An 18,478-nucleotide genomic window follows, 5' to 3' on the forward strand; every position below is an offset into this window, starting at 1 on the left:
AATATATTAAAATTACCGTCCTATTCGTATGAAAAAATATAACATAATTCTAACAATATTAAGCTTTTTACTATTATCGAATTGTGCACTTTATGAACCTCAGTACCGTGATAAAAAAACGAGCTATACGGTTACAAATGCTGACCAGATTGAAAAAACATTTTATTTAATTGGAGATGCGGGTTATGCATCCTTAGGGGAGAGTACTCCCGGCTTACTGGCTTTTGAAAAATACCTAAAAGCGCATCCACAGCAAGGGAATTATGCGATTTTTTTAGGGGATAATATTTATCCCGATGGGATGCCTGAAAAGGATGCTGTTGATCGCCCCTTAGCAGAGCATCGATTGGACGCTCAAATTGAATCGGTTAATAGCTTTGATGGACAGGTGATTTTTATTCCGGGTAACCATGACTGGTACAATGAAGGTCTCAAAGGCTTAAAGCGTGAAGAAAATTATTTTGAAAGTAAGTTAAAGGACCGAAAGGTATTTCGTCCGGCCAAGGGATGTCCGATAGAAACTATTGATATATCTGATAATATACAATTGATACTGGTCGATTCACAATGGTATTTAGAAGATTGGGACAAGCACCCAACAATCAACGATAATTGTCCGCAGATTAAATCCAGAGAAACTTTCTTTCTAGAATTTCAAAGTGCTTTGAAAAAAGGACAGGATAAAACAAATTTAGTAGCATTACATCATCCTTTATTTTCAAATGGAGTACATGGAGGTAAGTATGCTCCTGTAAAACACTTGTATCCAAGCCAAAGAAAAATACCTTTACCGGTTTTGGGATCATTAGCTATGATGATTAGAACTAGCGGCGGGGTATCCAGCCAAGATATTCAGAACAAGCAATATAAATCATTGGTGCGTCGTATGTCGACAATCGCCTCTGGAGGTGAACGTGTTATTTTTGCATCAGGCCACGAACATTCTATTCAGTACATTGTTAATGATAGTATCAAACAAATCGTTTCGGGATCAGGAGCAAAAGCGTCTTATGCTACCTTAGCGAATGATGGGATTTTTGCCTATGGCGGACAAGGATTTGTACGCTTGGATATTTTAAAGGACGGATCCTCAAGAGCTTCTTACTTTGGAAGCGAAAATAACGAACCTACTTTACTATTTGAAACCGAAGTACATCCAAAACGGAAGGATTATGATTTTTCTTCACTTCCGGATTCTTTTGATCAAACCGTAGAAGCATCAGTATATGAATACGAAGAGACTGATCGAACAGAAGTTTATGAAAGCATTTGGGGTGATCATTACCGTGATTTATACGGAAAAAAAATTCAAGCTCCCGTTGCTGATTTGGATACACTCTACGGGGGATTAACAGTCATTCGTAAAGGAGGAGGTCAGCAAACAAGGTCATTACGTGTAAAAGATAAAGATGGTAAAGAATTTAATTTAAGAGCTTTGAGAAAAAGTGGCGTACAGTTTTTACAGGCCAATGCTTTTAAGAATAATTATGTAGCCGATGATCTGGAAAATACCATTTCAGAAGATATTCTTCAGGATTTCTACACAGCTGCACATCCTTATATATTTACAGTGATTCCTGATCTCTCTGATGCTGTAGGAATTTATCATACCAATCCTAAAGTATTTTATGTACCAAAGCAAAAAACGTTAGGTAAATATAATGCCGAATATGGAGATGAACTCTATATGATCGAAGAACGACCGGAGGAACATCATGTGAACCAGATTACCTTTGGGCAACCCGATGATATTGAAAGCACTGCAGATGTATATGAGCGCTTGCGTAGAGATGAAAAATACAAGATTGACGAAGCTGCTTTTATAAGAGCGCGTATGTTTGATATGCTAATTGGGGACTGGGATCGACATCAGGATCAATGGCGTTGGGCAGAATTTGAGAAAGAAAATGGCGATCATATTTTTAGACCAATACCTAGAGATAGAGATCAGGCATTTTCAAATTTTGATGGCGCATTTTTGGGGACACTTCGAGGTCTCATTGGGGTAACAAATAAATTTCAGGTATATGATAAAACCCTTAAAAGTATTAAGTGGTTTAATATTGCCGGGCTGAAACTCGATAGAACATTTATCCAGAGTAGTGGCAAAGATGAGTGGAAAAAGCAAGCAAAGTTCATACAAGATAATTTGACAGATGAAGTAATTGAAACAGCATTTACCAAATTACCCGATGCAGTAAAAGGAGATTCATCTAATGAAATCAAAGCAAAGTTAAAAGGGAGACGTGATAATTTAGTAAAGATAGCTGAAAGGTATTATTCATATTTGGCAGAACTTGCCATTGTCACGGGAACCGATAAGGATGATTACATCGAAGTGGAGCGCATGGAGAATGGCAAAACAAAGATTACGATCTCAAGAATTAAAGGTGGTGAAAAGGCTGATGTGGTCAGTGAGAAATTATATGATAGAAAAAACACCAAGGAAATTTGGCTATACGGTTTGGATGATGATGATTATTTCAATGTAAGAGGTAAAGGAGATAATCCAATTTATATTAGAATTATCGGCGGACAGGATCATGATAAGTTCAATATTGAAAAAGGACGCAGAGTTACGATTTATGATTATAAATCTAAGCCCAATACCATCATTCGTAAAGGCAATGCAAAAGTTCGATTTACCGATACGTATGAGGTCAATTCTTTTGATAAAAACAAGGAGATAGTGACCAAAAACTCACTAATTCCGGCAGTTGCGTACAATCCGGATGATGGCTTCAAAATAGGGATCAAAAATGTCTATCGGGTAAATGGTTTTAATAGAAATCCATTTACCAGTAAACATACTTTGACAGCTGGATTTTATTTTGCAACAAATGGTTTTGATGTAAAGTATAAGGGTGAATTTGCCGGAGTGCTAAAAAATTTCAATCTGATGGTCGGCGCAAAATTTACGAGCCCAAATTTTAGTGAAAACTTCTTTGGTTTTGGTAATGAAACAGTAAATAATGATGATGATTTAGGATTAGATTTTAACAGGGTTAGAATTAGTCATATTGGTGTAGATATTGGAGCTGCAAAATTTGGTCGATTTGGTAGTTACTTCGATTACAAAGCAAGATTTGAAGGTATCCAGGTGGATAAAGATAGTGATCGTTTTATTGGAAACCCTGTCTTTGAATCAGTTGATCCTGAGTTCTTTAAAAGAAAGTATTTTGTTACTGCGGATGCCACGTATCGTTATGAGAGCTACGATGTAGATGTCAATCCTACCAATGGGATGAAATTTGAAATTAATGGAGGTATTACTGCTAATGCAGAAGATTTTGATCGAACCTTCGGGTACATCAATCCATATTTGGGCTTTTATAATTCCTTAATTACAAGCCGTAAATTAGTTCTTAAAACGTCGGCACAAGCACAGATCAATCTAGGAGATGATTATGAGTTCTATCAATCAGCGCAATTAGGACAGAATACTGGACTACGAGGTTATCGTAATCAACGTTTTTCCGGTAAACGATCCTTTGCAACGAGCGCAGATTTACGCTATAGTTTTAATCAATTTAAAACAGGTGTATTGCCAATACAGATTGGGATATTTGGCGGTTTTGATTTAGGTAGAGTCTGGTTAAGTGATAACGACAACTCAACCTTGTGGCACAATGATTACGGAGGAGGTTTTTGGATCAACAGTGCCGATTCCTTAAGCGGTACTTTCAATTTCTTTACTGGGGAGGATGGTTTACGCTTTTCTTTTGGTTTTGGATTTACATTTTAAAAGATATGCTAAACACTAAGCGATGCAATTTAAGGTTGATGATACAATATGATGTTAAAGCGGTTCATAAGTTGCACATTCTAGAAGAAGTTGATCGATATAATACGCTTGGTATTCCGGAGTCTTTAGAGACAACAGTGGATGTTCTTTCAAGTTGGATTAAAAAAATTGATGATAGAGAGTTTCATGGTTTTATTATTGAAAATATAATCACAAAAGAGTTTATAGGCATTATTGGGCTACAACTTGGTAATTCAAAATTCAAAAGGGGAGAAGTATGGTATAAATTGATGCCGGAACAATGGAGAAAAGGATTCGGAACCGAAGTAACTCAGGAAATCATAAGATTTGGTTTCGCAAAACTCAACTTACATCGTATCGAAGCAGGATGTGCCTGTGATAATATAGGTTCAATACGAGTTTTAGAAAAGTCTGGATTTGTGAGAGAAGGAAGAAAAAGAAAAGTACTACCGCTGAAATCAGGCTGGTCTGATGGATATGATTATGGCTTACTGAGAGAAGAATGGCAAGTAAACACTATAAAAAAAGAGCGCTGATAAGTAATCAGAGCTCTTTTATTTGTCTAAGATTGTATATGGCTTACTTGAGAGGATACTCATACAGATTTCCTCCTGATCGACCACGCCCCTCGTCAATTATAAATAGAGTAGTTTTATTTTTAAAACAAACACCTTCCTTTTGTGACCGATGTTCCAACTGAATTTTCTCTACGTCACCTTCAAGAAAATTGTCACCTTCGAAGTTTTTGAAAAAGAAAAGTTTGTCATAGGTGAGAAGTACCACGGTGTCATTCTCGGGGTTTATTGCAGCACCCGTAACAAAGCAATCATTGTCATCATTACACGTTTCATACGTTCCGATTAATTTTGCTTCATACGCTCCTTCTGTTGCCGGAACTTTGTATAGTTTTGTGATACCATCAAACTTCTTTGCTCTGTTCTTTGTAAATAAATAGAAATTCTGATTAAAATAGAAAAAGGCTTCTACATCAAAATTTCTCTTATCCTTTTTAGGAGGAAATTTTTTTTGATCCTCAAAAGAAAAGGTTGTTTTTATCGCCGTTGCATTTCCTGACTGTTGATCAAACACATGAGAAACTTTATAAATGGCCAGATCCTTTCGATCATTTCTATTGTTTCCAAAATCCCCGATATAGACATTTCCATCTTTGTCGGAAGCCATTGCCTCCCAGTCTATATTAACAGTATTAACAAGTTTAATTTCTTTTACCACATCCCCGGTTTCGTCCAAGGCATATAAAATATTGTCGTTACCAGAATCATTAATCGCGTATATATAATCATCCTGAGGTATTTTTGCAATCCCTGAAATCTCCTGTATAGTAGTAGATAATTGGTTAATCTTAACTAAGTCTCCATATTTTTGACAACTACCAACAATGGCAATAAATATAAAAAGTACTGTGGTTTTTAATCGGTTCATCTTCTTACTGATCATTGTTTGTTGGCGTAAGTGAAAGTTTATTTGAAAAATCAATGGTTCTAATCGGGAACGGAATATTAATACCCTCTGTATCAAATGCGCGTTTTATAGCAATAATTCCTAAATGTTGAGCAGCTAATACTTCTTTCTTATTCCTAATATCTGTCCAAAATCTAACGATAAAATTAATAGAGCTATCACCAAATTCTTGAAAGAAAAACTCTACTTCTTCGTTTTTGTTTTGTTTAAAAAGGTTGTCAATAGTTTCTGTAGTTAATTGAGCCACCCTTTCCAAATCACTTGAATACGCCACTCCACAAGAAATGATAACCCGAGATCGACTAGTTTGAGAGTAGTTAACAAACGGCTCTTCGATTATCTTTGCATTAGGTATCATAACAAAATTGTTATCCGCTTGTCGAATTACAATACTCCTCAAATTAATATCCTCTACCTTACCTGCAAAGCCATTGGTTTCTACCCAGTCGCCAAGTTCAATTCTCGGTAAAAAACTGAGAATAACACCAGAAAAAGTGTTGTTTAGAGTTCCTTGTAAGGCTAAACCGATAGCCAAACCAATCACACCTGCTCCTGCAAGCACTGAGGTCAGTACTTTATCAAGGTTTAATAAACCAAGTGCTATAAAAAAGCCGATTAGGATGACAATACTTTTTATCACCCTAACCGCAATGCTTTTTATGGATTCTTGACGTATTTTGCTTAAAATGACATTACGTAACAATCTTCCAAGATATTTGGCTGCCAAAAGAAATAAAAGAAAAACTAGAATGGCCAAAATTAAATTGGGTAGAATGAGAATTAAACCGTCTAACCAACCCTCTAACTTATCAGTCAGATTCTCAATTGAATCACTAATTTTGAATGTAGCTGAAGTGTTTTCTTCTTCTTGTAGTAATATCATGTTCTATTTTGTCTATTCTATTTTGAAACTTGCATAGTATCACCGGTTTTCATTCTCCATGCATCCAGCATCCAACTGGTTTTTTCCAGTTCTCTAATATAACCACCCACTAGATCTATAGTACCTTCATCACTCGCATCATCGGCAGTTTTTACAACTTTGCTCATTTGTTTGAGAATTGCACCATGATCTTCTAGTAGTGTAGAAATCATTTTTTCATCACTTAAATCAGAACTAGATTCTTTTAAATTGGATTGCTTTAAATACTCTGAATAATTACTCACAGGTTGATATCTAAGTGTAAGGATACGCTCTGCAATCTCATCAACCTTTATTTTAGCATCGTCATACATAGCTTCAAACTGCACATGAAGATCAAAGAAATTTTTCCCCAGAATATTCCAATGAAAATTTCTTAATTTTTGATAGTATAAATGATAATCAGCCAACAGGGTATTTAGTTCTTTTACCGTTTCTGAAGTCTTATCTGCATCTAAATTTAAATAATTCATATAGTTTATTTTTTGTAAATTTTTTATACAAATTACTATAGAATCTCTTTAAAAACCGTTGAAAACCTTATAGTTTAGTATAAATTTAACTTAGGAGTCGATTTACGGAGACCTCTCAGATTAACAGTTATACTTCAAAGTGATTTTATACTATTATTCTTATTCTTCTATAAAAAGTATCTATCACAAAATGGATATACGCAGTTCATTGTAGTAATTATTTAAATTGAATGGTAGTATAAATAGCTTTTAAGATAGCACTTAGTAAGAACGCTGTAATTTCTCAATCCTTGCATGTATAGTTTAATGTTTTAAGGTGTTTTTTAATGATAGTCAATTAAATTAATAAACTCTTTGAAAATATTATATTGCTAAATTGGTATATTTATGCAAAATAGGTATATATGATTGTTGAAAACTGTCCTAATTGTGGATCCCTTAGTTTTGTAAAAAGCGGAATTGTCAAGGACAGGCAGCGCTACCGCTGTAAAGCGTGCAAATATTACTTTACGGTAAACAAGCTTGGTAAAAGAATTGACGAATATTATGTAAACAAGGCATTGCAGTTATATCTTGAAGGCTTATCCTATCGTGAAATAGAACGAATTTTGGGAGTGTCTCACGTAAGTATCATGAATTGGGTGAAAAAGTATGGCATTAAAAGACCGTACAAATCAGAATATCATCCTACCTATAAGATTCTGAACCCTTCAGAATTATCCAAATACTTTACTAACCCGGAAAATATCAAGGGAGCAGGTGTTATTGTTACCGAACTTGGTGATAAATTTATGCTAATTAAATGGGAGCGTTTTAAAGAATAACTATCCCATTTAGCAAAAAACTATATTGATTTTTTTTTAGTATTTAGATTTCATGACTTTTAATCCTGTATATCATGTTGATTTACAACTCACACGCTAAATCAAATCTTACTAGTCATGAAAAAAAATCTGGTTTACTTTTGCATACTTTGTTGCTTAATTCCTCTCCAAAATTTTTCTCAAGGATCCGCTGATTATACAGGAGGGCTCAAGGTGAAATTAAATGAAGAAGGAACAAAATATTTTAGAATCTTATCATGGGCACAGTTTTGGGCTCAATATAATGAGGATGTTCCCGATGATGTAAGTACTACAAATTTTAGTATACGCCGTGCACGTGTTTTGATGTATTCTCAAATAAGTAAAGATTTTCTGATCTTAACACATTTTGGACTTAATAGTTTAAATGCGAACAACCAAAGTCCTACAGGCTTAGGGGAAAGTTCACAGTTGTTTTTTCATGATGTGTATCTTCAATATAGCTTGGGAGCAGATCATGCTATAGGTGGAGGTTTGCATTATTGGAATGGAATATCCAGACTCAATAATCAAGGTACCTTAAACCTTCTTACGCTGGATAATAATAGACAATCCTGGGCTACTATCGGCCTTTCTGATCAATTTGCCCGCCATATAGGTATTTTCTTCAAAGGTTCTTTTGGGAAACTACAGTATCGTGTATCAGTTAATGAGGCGATTACTAATAATTTACAGGATCAAGCGGTTCCCGAAGCCGGAGAAACCCCAATTTATGCTGGAAGAAGGTTACTGGGATCCAAAGATGCGGGTAAAAATTTTGCCGGTTATTTTGAATATCAGTTTCTTGATCAGGAATCTAATTTCTTACCGTACAAAGTAGGCTCTTATCTGGGAACCAAAAAAGTCTTTTCTCTCGGAGCAGGTTTTTTTTACCATCCTGATGGAAGTGTTTCGGCTGAAGCTGATGGGTCATTAACCGGGGAAAATGTGGCAATATTCGCAGTTGATGCATTTTATGATGCACCTCTTGGGGATAATGGTTCTGCGCTGACTGCCTATGCTACCTATCAAAACAACAATTACGGTGATAACTATACGCTGGGACAAACTTATGAAACCGGATCCATGGTGTATGGACATGTTGGATATGTGATCCCAAATACAGACAAGAAACTAAAATTTCAACCCTACACATCCCTCAGTTTACGTACTATAGATCGTATCGATGATAACGCTACTACGTTTGGATTGGGAGCTAATATGTATATGAATGGTCATAACTCAAAATTAACTTTAGAATATAAGAATACTAAGTACGGAGATGGAGAGGCTATAGGGCTGATCACACTTCAAGCAATGATTTATTTATAAAATATACCACTATGTCAGATGTACAAAAAAAGGCTACCGCCTATTGGAAAGAAAATGTAAGATACCTGTTTATACTTTTAACTATATGGTTCTTGGTATCCTACGGAGCAGGTATTTTGTTTAAAGATGCCTTAAATGAGATTCGTTTGGGAGGCTTCAGACTTGGTTTTTGGTTTGCTCAGCAAGGTTCGATTTATGTATTTGTCATTTTGATATTTGTCTATGTTCGTTTGATGAACAAGTTGGATAAAAAATATGGATACGATAAGGATTGATTTATAAATACAATTTTCACTAACAACTTAAAGATAGAATTATGAGCGTTCAAATATGGACTTATATTTTGGTAGGGGTCACCTTTGCATTATATATTGGAATTGCAATTTGGTCTCGGGCAGGTTCAACCAAAGAGTTTTACGTAGCTGGTGGGGGCGTATCTCCACTTGCAAATGGAATGGCTACCGCCGCCGATTGGATGAGTGCAGCTTCCTTTATCTCCATGGCAGGTATAATTGCTTTTGCCGGATATGACGGGGCAGTGTATCTGATGGGATGGACTGGGGGATATGTACTTTTAGCATTACTCTTGGCTCCCTACCTAAGAAAATTCGGAAAATTCACGGTTCCTGATTTTATCGGTGACCGATACTATTCTAAAACAGCACGATCGGTGGCGGTATTTTGTGCGCTATTAGTTTCTTTTACCTATGTTGCCGGACAAATGCGCGGCGTGGGAATTGTCTTCTCTCGTTTTTTGGAAGTAGAAATTAATACGGGAGTTATTATAGGAATGATTATCGTGCTATTTTACGCAGTTTTAGGTGGGATGAAAGGAATAACATATACACAGGTAGCACAATATTGTGTGCTTATTTTTGCCTTTATGGTTCCCGCAATTTTTATATCCTTACAAATGACTGGTAATCCAATCCCGCAACTTGGATTCGGTGATACGGTAGCCGATGGGTCCGGAGTATATTTGTTAGATAAATTAGATGGATTAAGTACGGAATTAGGGTTTTCAGCATATACCGACGGTTCAAAATCAATGTTAGACGTTTTTGCGATAACTTTAGCCTTAATGGTGGGTACAGCAGGTTTACCTCATGTAATTGTTCGTTTTTTTACTGTCAAACGAGTAAAGGATGCCAGAAAATCAGCAGGGTATGCCTTGTTCTTAATCGCAATTTTATATACAACTGCTCCAGCGGTTGCTGTGTTTGCGAAAACAAATCTTATAGAATCAGTAAATAATAAAGCCTATCAGGAATTACCGGTATGGTTTAAGAATTGGGAGGATACCGGTCTTCTAGGTTGGGTTGACAAGAACAATGATGGTAAAGTTCAATACAGCAATGGAAGTGCAGTCGAAGGAAACAAAAACAAACCTATATTTGATGGTAAGAACAGAGGGAGCAATGGAGAACGTGTTATATCCAATAGTAACGCGTCCACTCAAAATGAACTTTTTGTAGATAGAGATATTATGGTGTTGGCAAATCCTGAGATTGCTAAATTACCAAACTGGGTAATTGCTTTAGTAGCTGCCGGAGGTTTAGCAGCGGCTTTATCAACGGCTGCGGGACTTCTTCTTGTGATTTCTTCTTCAGTTTCTCACGATTTAATTAAAAAAATGATCAAACCTAGTATTTCTGAAAAAGGAGAACTGATTGCTGCGCGTTTGTCTGCTGTTGCAGCAGTCTGCGTGGCTGGCTATTTTGGGATCAACCCACCAGGATTTGTGGCGGCGGTTGTAGCCTTGGCATTTGGTCTTGCCGCGGCTTCCTTTTTTCCGGCCATTGTATTAGGTATATTTTATAAACGCATGAACAAAGAGGGAGCCATAGCAGGTATGATTGTAGGGATTTTATGTATGCTTTTGTATATGATAAAATACAAATTGGGTTGGTTTGATGAAACTCTACCACCGCCAAGTGAATGGTGGTTTGGTATTTCTCCAGAAGGATTTGGAGCGGTAGCTATGATTATAAACTTTATTGTTTCTCTTTCAGTTTCCTATGTTACAGCCCCACCTCCTCAAGATGTACAAGAGATTGTAGAGCACATTCGTTTACCCAACAATGCGGGACAGGCAACTCATTAATTAAATAAACAAGATTAGCTATAAAGTTGAGAAAGCGATTTCTTAACTTTATAGGGATCTTAATGATACCATGATATAATGAAAAGAAGACACGAACAGAAGTTGTTAGTACTATCTTTTGTACTCCTTTTTTTGTTTAACATTCCGTTGTTATTAATTTTTAATCAATCAGGGGATGTTGGCGGAATTCCGTTATTGTATTTTTTTATCTTTTTAATCTGGTTAATCTCAATTCTCATTTCGGCATACCTTTTAAAACGATTTCATGAATAGTTACAGTGTTATTAGCATCATTATACTATACTTGCTAGTCTTATTTGGTATAGCATATTGGGCAGAAAGAAAAGCTAAGAAGCGTTGGGTCAATAATGCGTATGTCTATACACTTTCTTTAGCAGTTTATTGTTCTGCCTGGACATATTATGGAAGTGTTGGAATTGCAGCTCGCTCAGGTGTTAGTTTCTTGACAACCTATTTGGGACCTATAATAGCAGCACCCTTATGGATTGTAGTACTCAAAAAGGTAATTCGTATATCCAAACAGCACAAAATATCGAGTATAGCTGATTTCATTTCCTTGCGATATGGTAATAATCGTTTTTTGGGTGGTTTAGTAACGGTGGTTTGCGTAATCGGGATTCTTCCCTATATATCTTTACAACTGAAAGCAGTTTCTGAAACTTTCTCTATACTGACCTCGACGCCCATAACTGCTTCTACAAGTTCTGTTTTTACTGACACCACATTCTATGTTGCTATTCTACTAGCAACTTTTGTTGCATTTTTTGGTACACGAACGGCGGATGCTGCACGAAGGAGACAAGGAATAATCTTTTCAGTTGCAGTCGAATCAGTTTTGAAATTAGTTTTCTTTTTAGCGATAGGCATCTATGTTACCTTTTATTTATTTGATGGGACCTCTGACATTTTTAGTAAAATTAATAAAACCGATAATTTTGAGTCATTGATTAGTTTAACCTCTCTAGAAGCAGGAATTAATTGGTACTTTATGATAGCACTGTCCTTTTTTGCTATTTTTCTGTTGCCGCGGCAATTCCAGGTCTCAGTGATAGAGAACGTGACAGAAAAGCACTTGAAAAAAGCAATTTGGCTTTTTCCGTTATATCTTTTGTTATTCAATGTCTTTGTTATTTTTATTGCATGGGGGGGTAGTTTATCTTTAGGGAGTGATGTAAACCCGGATTATTATACATTGCTTCTTCCTCTCAAAGAGGAGCATATATTTCTGGCAATTTTAGTTTTTCTCGGAGGATTCTCAGCGGTGATTAGCATGGTTGTGGTTTCTACTTTAGCACTCTCAACTATGCTTAGCAACAACCTGATCATTCCCTATGGATTTCTAGATAAATTTAGCCGTAGTCATCCGGAACGTATAGACCATTACATTAAAAACATACGAAGAATTGCAATCTTCAGTCTTATTGTAGGAGCTTATTTGTTTTATATTAATTTTAATATACAACTCTCTCTATTTTCGATTGGATTGATATCATTTGTAGTCATTGCACAGTTGGCGCCTTCTTTTTTTATTGGATTGTTTTGGAATCGGGGTTCTGCCAGAGCTGCTAAACTTTCTATAATTAGTGGAAGTCTAATTACCACCTACACACTAATTTTACCTTTTGTTTTGGATTCTATTTTTGATAATGCAACATTTATTGAAAATGGACCTTTCGGTTTCGGCTTACTTCGACCGTATCAATTGTTCGGCATTGATTTCTTAACACCGGTCACGCATGCATTTTTTTGGAGTATGTTTCTTAATGTACTGGTCTATTTGGCAGTGTCTTTAGCGAGCGTTGGTAATTATCGTGAGCGCAATTATGCAGAGATGTTTGTTCATAGTAATGCACACTATCTGCAGGAAAATGCTTTTGTATGGAAAGGCGAAGCGTATGTTCAAGACATTCGTAATATGTTATATACCTTTTTGGGAAGAAGAAAAACGGATCATGCATTGCATCAGTTTTTTAATAAATATGATATACCGCTAACGACAGAACGAGCAGATGCACGCTTAATAAACTTCTCAGAAAAATTGCTTACCGGGAGTTTGGGCGGCGCTTCTTCACGAATTCTTATAGCCAGTGTCATTCAGGAGCAACCGGTGAGTCTCGTGGAGGTTTTAGAAATATTAGAAGAAAATAAAAAAGCTATTTCCAGTAATAAGACACTAACTCAAAAATCAAAAGAGCTGACTAAACTTACAGAGGAATTGAAAAAAGCTAACCATCAATTACAATTTCAGGACAAGTTAAAGGACGAGTTTCTGGATACAGTAGCTCATGAGTTGAAAACACCGATTACGGCTATTCGAGCAACATCTGAGGTGTTGAAGGATAATGAGGATATGCCGGATTCGTTACAACAGGAGTTTTTAAGTAATATTCTTCACGATTCTAAGCGATTGTCTAAACTGATAAATAATATTCTGGATCTAGAAAAATTAGCATCCGGCAGAGAAATATTCGATAAAAAAGAACATAATCTGCAGAAAACCATTGATCGCGCGGTAAAGGGCATACTTCCGATAGCTAAAGAAAAGCAGGTTCGGATAAAGGTGTCAAAAGAGATTCACATAATCAAAAGTCACTATGATGAGGATCGGATGCTTCAGGTTTTTACTAATATCTTATCAAATGCAATAAAATTTGTAGAAGAGGAAAAGGGGGAGATATCTATACAGTATAAGCGTGGTGCTAATAACGTTTTAATTCAAATAGAAGATAACGGTAAAGGTATTCCCAAAGAGGATGTCCCTCATATTTTTGACAAATTTTACCAATCAAAAAACCAAAATTTGCAAAAACCAGTTGGAAGTGGTTTTGGATTAGCCATAAGCAAACATATTGTTGAAAACCATAAAGGAAAGATATGGGTAGATGAAGAAGTAATTACTGGTGCACGATTTAATATTAAATTGCCTTGTAAATAAATGTAATACTAACAGAGCGTAGCCGTATATTTTAAGAATTTGATTGCATGAGTAAAAAAATTTTAATAGTAGATGATGAGCCTAATATTGTAATGTCATTAGAATACACTTTTAAAAAACATAAGTATGATGTTTTTATTGCCAGAGACGGTAGTGAGGCGATAGCTATTTTGAAAGCAGAAGTACCTGACATTATATTATTGGATATTATGATGCCCAAAGTTGATGGTTATCAAACGTTACAATTTGTAAAGACAAATGAAGCATATAAAGAGGTTAAAGTAATTTTCCTGACAGCCAAAAATAAAAATAGTGATATTGAGAAGGGTTTAGCCATGGGTGTCAATGCGTATGTAACCAAACCTTTTTCAGTAAAAAAACTAGTAAAAAAAGTCGATGCCCTTATTAACTGAGTAATACGATTTAGACTCGTTGAAAATATAAATTGATAATATTAAAACTATGAAAGTTAGAGACACATTACAGTTACGATCTTTTGCAGAGTATAAAGAAGCATATAATCAAAGCATAGAAAACCCTGAAGAATTTTGGGCCTCGATCGCAGAAAAATTCTATTGGCAGAAACGATGGGATACAATTTTAGAATGGGATTTTAAAAAACCTGAAGTAAAATGGTTTAAAGGAGGTAAATTAAATATTACAGAAAATTGTCTGGATAGACATTTGGGTACCCTCGGAAATAAAACTGCTATCATTTGGGAGCCTAATGATCCTGATGAAGAATCCCGGCATATAACGTATAGACAATTGTTTGTAAAGGTTTCTCACTTTGCCAATGTGTTAAAAAATAATGGTATTAAAAAAGGGGATCGTGTGTGTCTATATATGCCAATGATTCCCGAACTAGCCATTGCGATGCTAGCATGTGCGAGAATAGGGGCGGTGCACTCTATAGTTTTTGCTGGCTTCTCCAGCAAAGCAATAGCAAGTCGTATTAATGATTCACAATGTAAAATGCTCATTACAGCGAATGAGGTATATCGTGGTACAAAACCCATCAAATTAAAAGAAATGTGTGATGAAGCCTTAAAGGAAACACCCTCCATTGAGACCGTAATAGTGTATCGACGTACAGTAGAGCCCACACCAATGAAGAAAGGTAGAGATAAGTTCTGGTATGATGAATTACAAAAAGCAGAAAAAGAGTGTCCTGCAGAGGTAATGGATGCCGAAGATCTGTTGTTTATTTTGTATACTTCGGGTTCTACAGGTAAACCAAAAGGTATGGTACATACCATAGGAGGATATATGGTGTATACTACGTACACTTTTGCTAATGTTTTTCAATGTGATCATCTTGCTGCAGCAGGGGTCAAAGGTCAGGTGAAATCCGTACCGGATGTATATTGGTGTTCGGCTGATATTGGCTGGATCACAGGGCATTCTTACATTGTATACGCTCCGCTAGCAGCGGGTGTAACTACAGTAATGTTTGAGGGGATACCAAGTTATCCGGATTATGGACGTTTTTGGGAAATATGTGATAAGTTAGATGTAACCCATTTTTATACCGCACCAACCGCTATTCGGGCATTGGCAAAGCAGTCACTTGACTTAGTGAACAAACATGACCTCAGTTCCATTAAAGTTTTGGGAACGGTAGGGGAACCCATTAACGAAGAAGCTTGGCATTGGTATAACGATAATATTGGTAAAGGAAACTCTCCTATAGTGGATACCTGGTGGCAAACCGAAACCGGCGGAATCATGATCTCGCCTTTAGCAGGAATTACTCCCACTCGTCCTACTTTTGCCACTTTACCATTACCTGGCATTCAGCCGGCGCTTATGGATCCCGAAGGGAACGAATTAGAATTTAATTCTCAAAGTGCCGAAGGCCGATTAGCCATTAAGTTCCCGTGGCCATCAATGGCACGAACTATCTATGGAGATCATCAACGCTATAAAGAAGTATATTTTTCAACGTATGAAAATATGTATTTTACCGGTGATGGTGCGTATCGAGATGCAACCGGAAATTATAGAATTACAGGAAGGGTAGATGATGTAGTTATCGTCTCCGGACATAATTTGGGTACCGCACCTATCGAGAATGCTATCAATGAGCATCTGGCGGTAGCAGAATCTGCAATTGTTGGTTTTCCTCATGATATAAAAGGAACGGCATTATATGCTTTTGTTACTTTATATGATGGAAAAGAACCTAATGATGCCTTACGGAATGAGATTAGAGAGTTAGTAGCAAAAACTATAGGACCCATTGCGAAACCAGACAAAGTTCAATTTGTAAGTGGATTACCCAAAACAAGAAGTGGTAAAATTATGCGTCGCATCTTGCGCAAGATAGCCTCAAAGGACACCGCTAACTTAGGAGATACTTCAACATTATTAAATCCGGATGTAGTTCAGGAGATTATGGATGAAGCTTTATGATGAAAAGACAAAAGGCAATCGAATCGATTGCCTTTTACTTTGTTGGGATGATTTTATTATTTGAAATAACTAAAATCTTCTCCATCCTCAATAGCTAGAAGACTTTCGTAAATCAACTTGATCACATTTTCAACATCATTTCTGTGTACCATTTCTACAGTAGTATGCATATAGCGTAAGGGTAGAGAGATTAATGCAGATGCAACACCGCCATTACTGTATGCGAACGCATCGGTATCTGTACCGGTCATTCTGCTTGATGCCATACGTTGAAAAGGAATATCATTTCCCTCGGCGGTATCAATTAAAAGCTCTCTCAATTTATTTTGGACAGCAGGAGCGTAGGAGATTACAGGACCCTCCCCGATTTTTGTTTCGCCTTGAGTCTTCTTTTCGATCATCGGCGTTGTGGTATCATGACATACATCAGTTACTATAGCTACATTAGGTTGTATGGTGTGCGTTATCATCTCTGCACCGCGAAGACCAATTTCCTCTTGTACAGAATTGGTAATATATAAGCCAAAAGGTAGCTCCTTTTTATTTTCTTTCAATAAACGAGCAACTTCAGCAATCATGAAACCACCCATTCTATTATCCAGAGCTCTACAGACGAATTTGTCGTTATTCAACACAAAAAATTCATCAGGATAGGTAATTACGCAACCTACATGTACCCCAAGTTCTAAAACTTCTTCTTTCGTATTACAACCAACATCAATACAAATGTTCTCTAATTTTGGCGATTCCTCCTTTGATTTATCACGGGTATGGATAGCAGGCCATCCAAAGACACCTTGAACCATTCCATTTTTAGTATGAATATTAACTCTTTTGGAGGCGGCAATTTGATGATCACTACCTCCATTACGGATAACGTAGATTAAACCATTATCTGTGATGTAATTTACATACCAAGAAATTTCGTCAGCATGACCCTCAATTACGACCTTATATTTGGCATCAGGATTAATGACACCGACAGCAGAACCATACGTATCGGTTATAAAGGTGTCTACATAGGGTTTTAGATAATCCATCCATATTTTTTGACCATCCCATTCATAACCGGTCGGAGCTGGGTTATTCAAATATTTCTCCAGAAAATTTAATGAGTCTTGGGTAAGAATACTTTTCTTTGACATAGTAAAGTTTTAAATTACAATTTTTCACGAAGTTAATAATATTCGAATAGATATTAAGTTTAGCTAAAGGTATTTCTTATTTTTGGAATGATTTTAGAAGCGATAACAAGCATGATAAAATACCTTATATATATAGGATGTCTTTTTTACTCAATTGCAATACTCGCTCAAGGCGGAATTGAAAAGGATACTACATATAATGATTCTACTAAGTATGTTCAGTATTATATAATAGAAGGTGACACCATACCCCATGAAGCAATTGACTTGGATGAAGTAATTATTCTGGGAAAACTGAAGTTTGATGATAAACTTGCTAGAAGACGCTACTTGATTTTAAGAAGAAAAACAAGGAAGGTGTATCCATATGCTAAATTGGCAGCTGATAGATTAACAAGTTTGAACGATCGACTGGTTGCAATTAAAGGTAAGAGAGCACGTAAGCGGTATGTGAAAATTCTTCAAAATTATATGGAAGATGAATTTACACAAGAGTTAAAAAAAATGACGCGAACAGAAGGACAAATTTTAGTGAAGCTGATTAACAGACAAACAGGATACACAATGTTCGATTTGGTAAAGGAATATCGAAGCGGTTGGAGTGCCTTCTGGTACAACAACACCGCAAAGCTTTTTAAAATTTCTTTGAAGGAAGAATATGATCCTATCAATGTAGAGGAAGATTATTGGATAGAAGATATCTTACAGCGTAGTTTTCAGAATAATATTCTTGAAGAACAACGTACTGCACTTGACTTTACTTTTTACGATTTGAGAAATAAATGGTCTACAAGTAAAGCTACTCCGTCTGCGAACTCCAAGTCTTAATGGGATAAGTTTTGAGACGAGTGCCAAAGTTTCAATATAAAATCATAAAAAAAATTCATGCTTGATAGAGTTAATTAAAATTATTTTTATTAATTTTATATTCTATCTTTTTTAAAATCAGCAACTTCTATTTTAGGTTAAAACATTTTACAGAAAAAGGCTTGAGAAACTGCAAAAGGGTTGTATGTTTGCACCCGCAAAACGGGCTAACTG

At 36.1% G+C, this 18,478-nt stretch carries 14 protein-coding genes; 10 read left to right on the plus strand and 4 right to left on the minus strand.

Annotated features, from left to right (window positions below; genetic code table 11):
- The first annotated feature begins 28 nt into the window (after positions 1-28).
- Positions 29-3,745: a metallophosphoesterase gene (locus ACJRPK_RS13280; RefSeq protein WP_407140603.1), complete on the plus strand. Its 3,717-nt coding sequence runs from the start codon at positions 29-31 to the stop codon at positions 3,743-3,745.
- Positions 3,746-3,750: 5 nt separating this feature from the next.
- A complete protein-coding gene (locus tag ACJRPK_RS13285; RefSeq protein WP_407140605.1) occupies positions 3,751-4,302 on the plus strand; it encodes a GNAT family N-acetyltransferase in 552 nt (183 codons plus the stop codon).
- Between the two features lie 43 nt (positions 4,303-4,345).
- Here ACJRPK_RS13285 and ACJRPK_RS13290 read toward each other — a convergent pair whose 3' ends face one another.
- The 3 genes from ACJRPK_RS13290 to ACJRPK_RS13300 are packed head-to-tail and all read right to left on the minus strand — an operon-like array spanning position 4,346 to position 6,643.
- Entirely contained in the window at positions 4,346-5,209 is an 864-nt protein-coding gene (locus ACJRPK_RS13290; RefSeq protein ID WP_407140607.1) for a hypothetical protein, read from the minus strand.
- A 4-nt stretch (positions 5,210-5,213) separates the two neighbouring features.
- A complete protein-coding gene (locus ACJRPK_RS13295; protein WP_407140609.1) occupies positions 5,214-6,131 on the minus strand; it encodes a mechanosensitive ion channel family protein in 918 nt (305 codons plus the stop codon).
- Between the two features lie 17 nt (positions 6,132-6,148).
- Entirely contained in the window at positions 6,149-6,643 is a 495-nt protein-coding gene (locus ACJRPK_RS13300; RefSeq protein WP_148783783.1) for a Dps family protein, read from the minus strand.
- A 404-nt stretch (positions 6,644-7,047) separates the two neighbouring features.
- Here ACJRPK_RS13300 and ACJRPK_RS13305 point away from each other — a divergent pair, with 404 nt between their 5' ends.
- From ACJRPK_RS13305 to acs, 7 genes are all read left to right on the plus strand, one after another.
- Positions 7,048-7,467, plus strand: a complete 420-nt coding sequence (locus ACJRPK_RS13305; RefSeq protein ID WP_407140610.1) for a terminase gpP N-terminus-related DNA-binding protein — start codon at positions 7,048-7,050, stop codon at positions 7,465-7,467.
- A gap of 117 nt (positions 7,468-7,584) precedes the next feature.
- Positions 7,585-8,817: a hypothetical protein gene (locus tag ACJRPK_RS13310; RefSeq protein ID WP_407140611.1), complete on the plus strand. Its 1,233-nt coding sequence runs from the start codon at positions 7,585-7,587 to the stop codon at positions 8,815-8,817.
- A gap of 11 nt (positions 8,818-8,828) precedes the next feature.
- Positions 8,829-9,092: a DUF4212 domain-containing protein gene (locus ACJRPK_RS13315; protein WP_148783780.1), complete on the plus strand. Its 264-nt coding sequence runs from the start codon at positions 8,829-8,831 to the stop codon at positions 9,090-9,092.
- A 41-nt stretch (positions 9,093-9,133) separates the two neighbouring features.
- A complete protein-coding gene (locus ACJRPK_RS13320; protein WP_407140614.1) occupies positions 9,134-10,921 on the plus strand; it encodes a sodium:solute symporter family protein in 1,788 nt (595 codons plus the stop codon).
- Positions 10,922-11,186: 265 nt separating this feature from the next.
- Positions 11,187-13,877: an ATP-binding protein gene (locus ACJRPK_RS13325; RefSeq protein WP_407140616.1), complete on the plus strand. Its 2,691-nt coding sequence runs from the start codon at positions 11,187-11,189 to the stop codon at positions 13,875-13,877.
- A gap of 47 nt (positions 13,878-13,924) precedes the next feature.
- The gene (locus ACJRPK_RS13330) at positions 13,925-14,290 is read left to right on the plus strand and encodes a response regulator transcription factor (RefSeq protein ID WP_407140618.1); all 366 of its coding nucleotides are present in this window, start codon (positions 13,925-13,927) and stop codon (positions 14,288-14,290) included.
- A 49-nt stretch (positions 14,291-14,339) separates the two neighbouring features.
- Positions 14,340-16,292 (plus strand): acetate--CoA ligase, encoded by a 1,953-nt coding sequence (acs, locus tag ACJRPK_RS13335; RefSeq protein WP_407140620.1) that lies wholly within the window; start codon positions 14,340-14,342, stop codon positions 16,290-16,292.
- Between the two features lie 56 nt (positions 16,293-16,348).
- Here the strand turns inward: acs and ACJRPK_RS13340 are convergent, their stop codons facing one another.
- Entirely contained in the window at positions 16,349-17,437 is a 1,089-nt protein-coding gene (locus ACJRPK_RS13340) for a M42 family metallopeptidase (protein WP_407140621.1), read from the minus strand.
- A 111-nt stretch (positions 17,438-17,548) separates the two neighbouring features.
- Between ACJRPK_RS13340 and ACJRPK_RS13345 the strand changes: the two genes are divergently transcribed.
- The gene (locus ACJRPK_RS13345) at positions 17,549-18,265 is read left to right on the plus strand and encodes a DUF4294 domain-containing protein (RefSeq protein ID WP_407140623.1); all 717 of its coding nucleotides are present in this window, start codon (positions 17,549-17,551) and stop codon (positions 18,263-18,265) included.
- Positions 18,266-18,478: the final 213 nt, after the last annotated feature.

Source organism: Aquimarina sp. 2-A2 (assembly GCF_045505135.1).
Lineage (GTDB): Bacteria > Bacteroidota > Bacteroidia > Flavobacteriales > Flavobacteriaceae > Aquimarina > Aquimarina intermedia.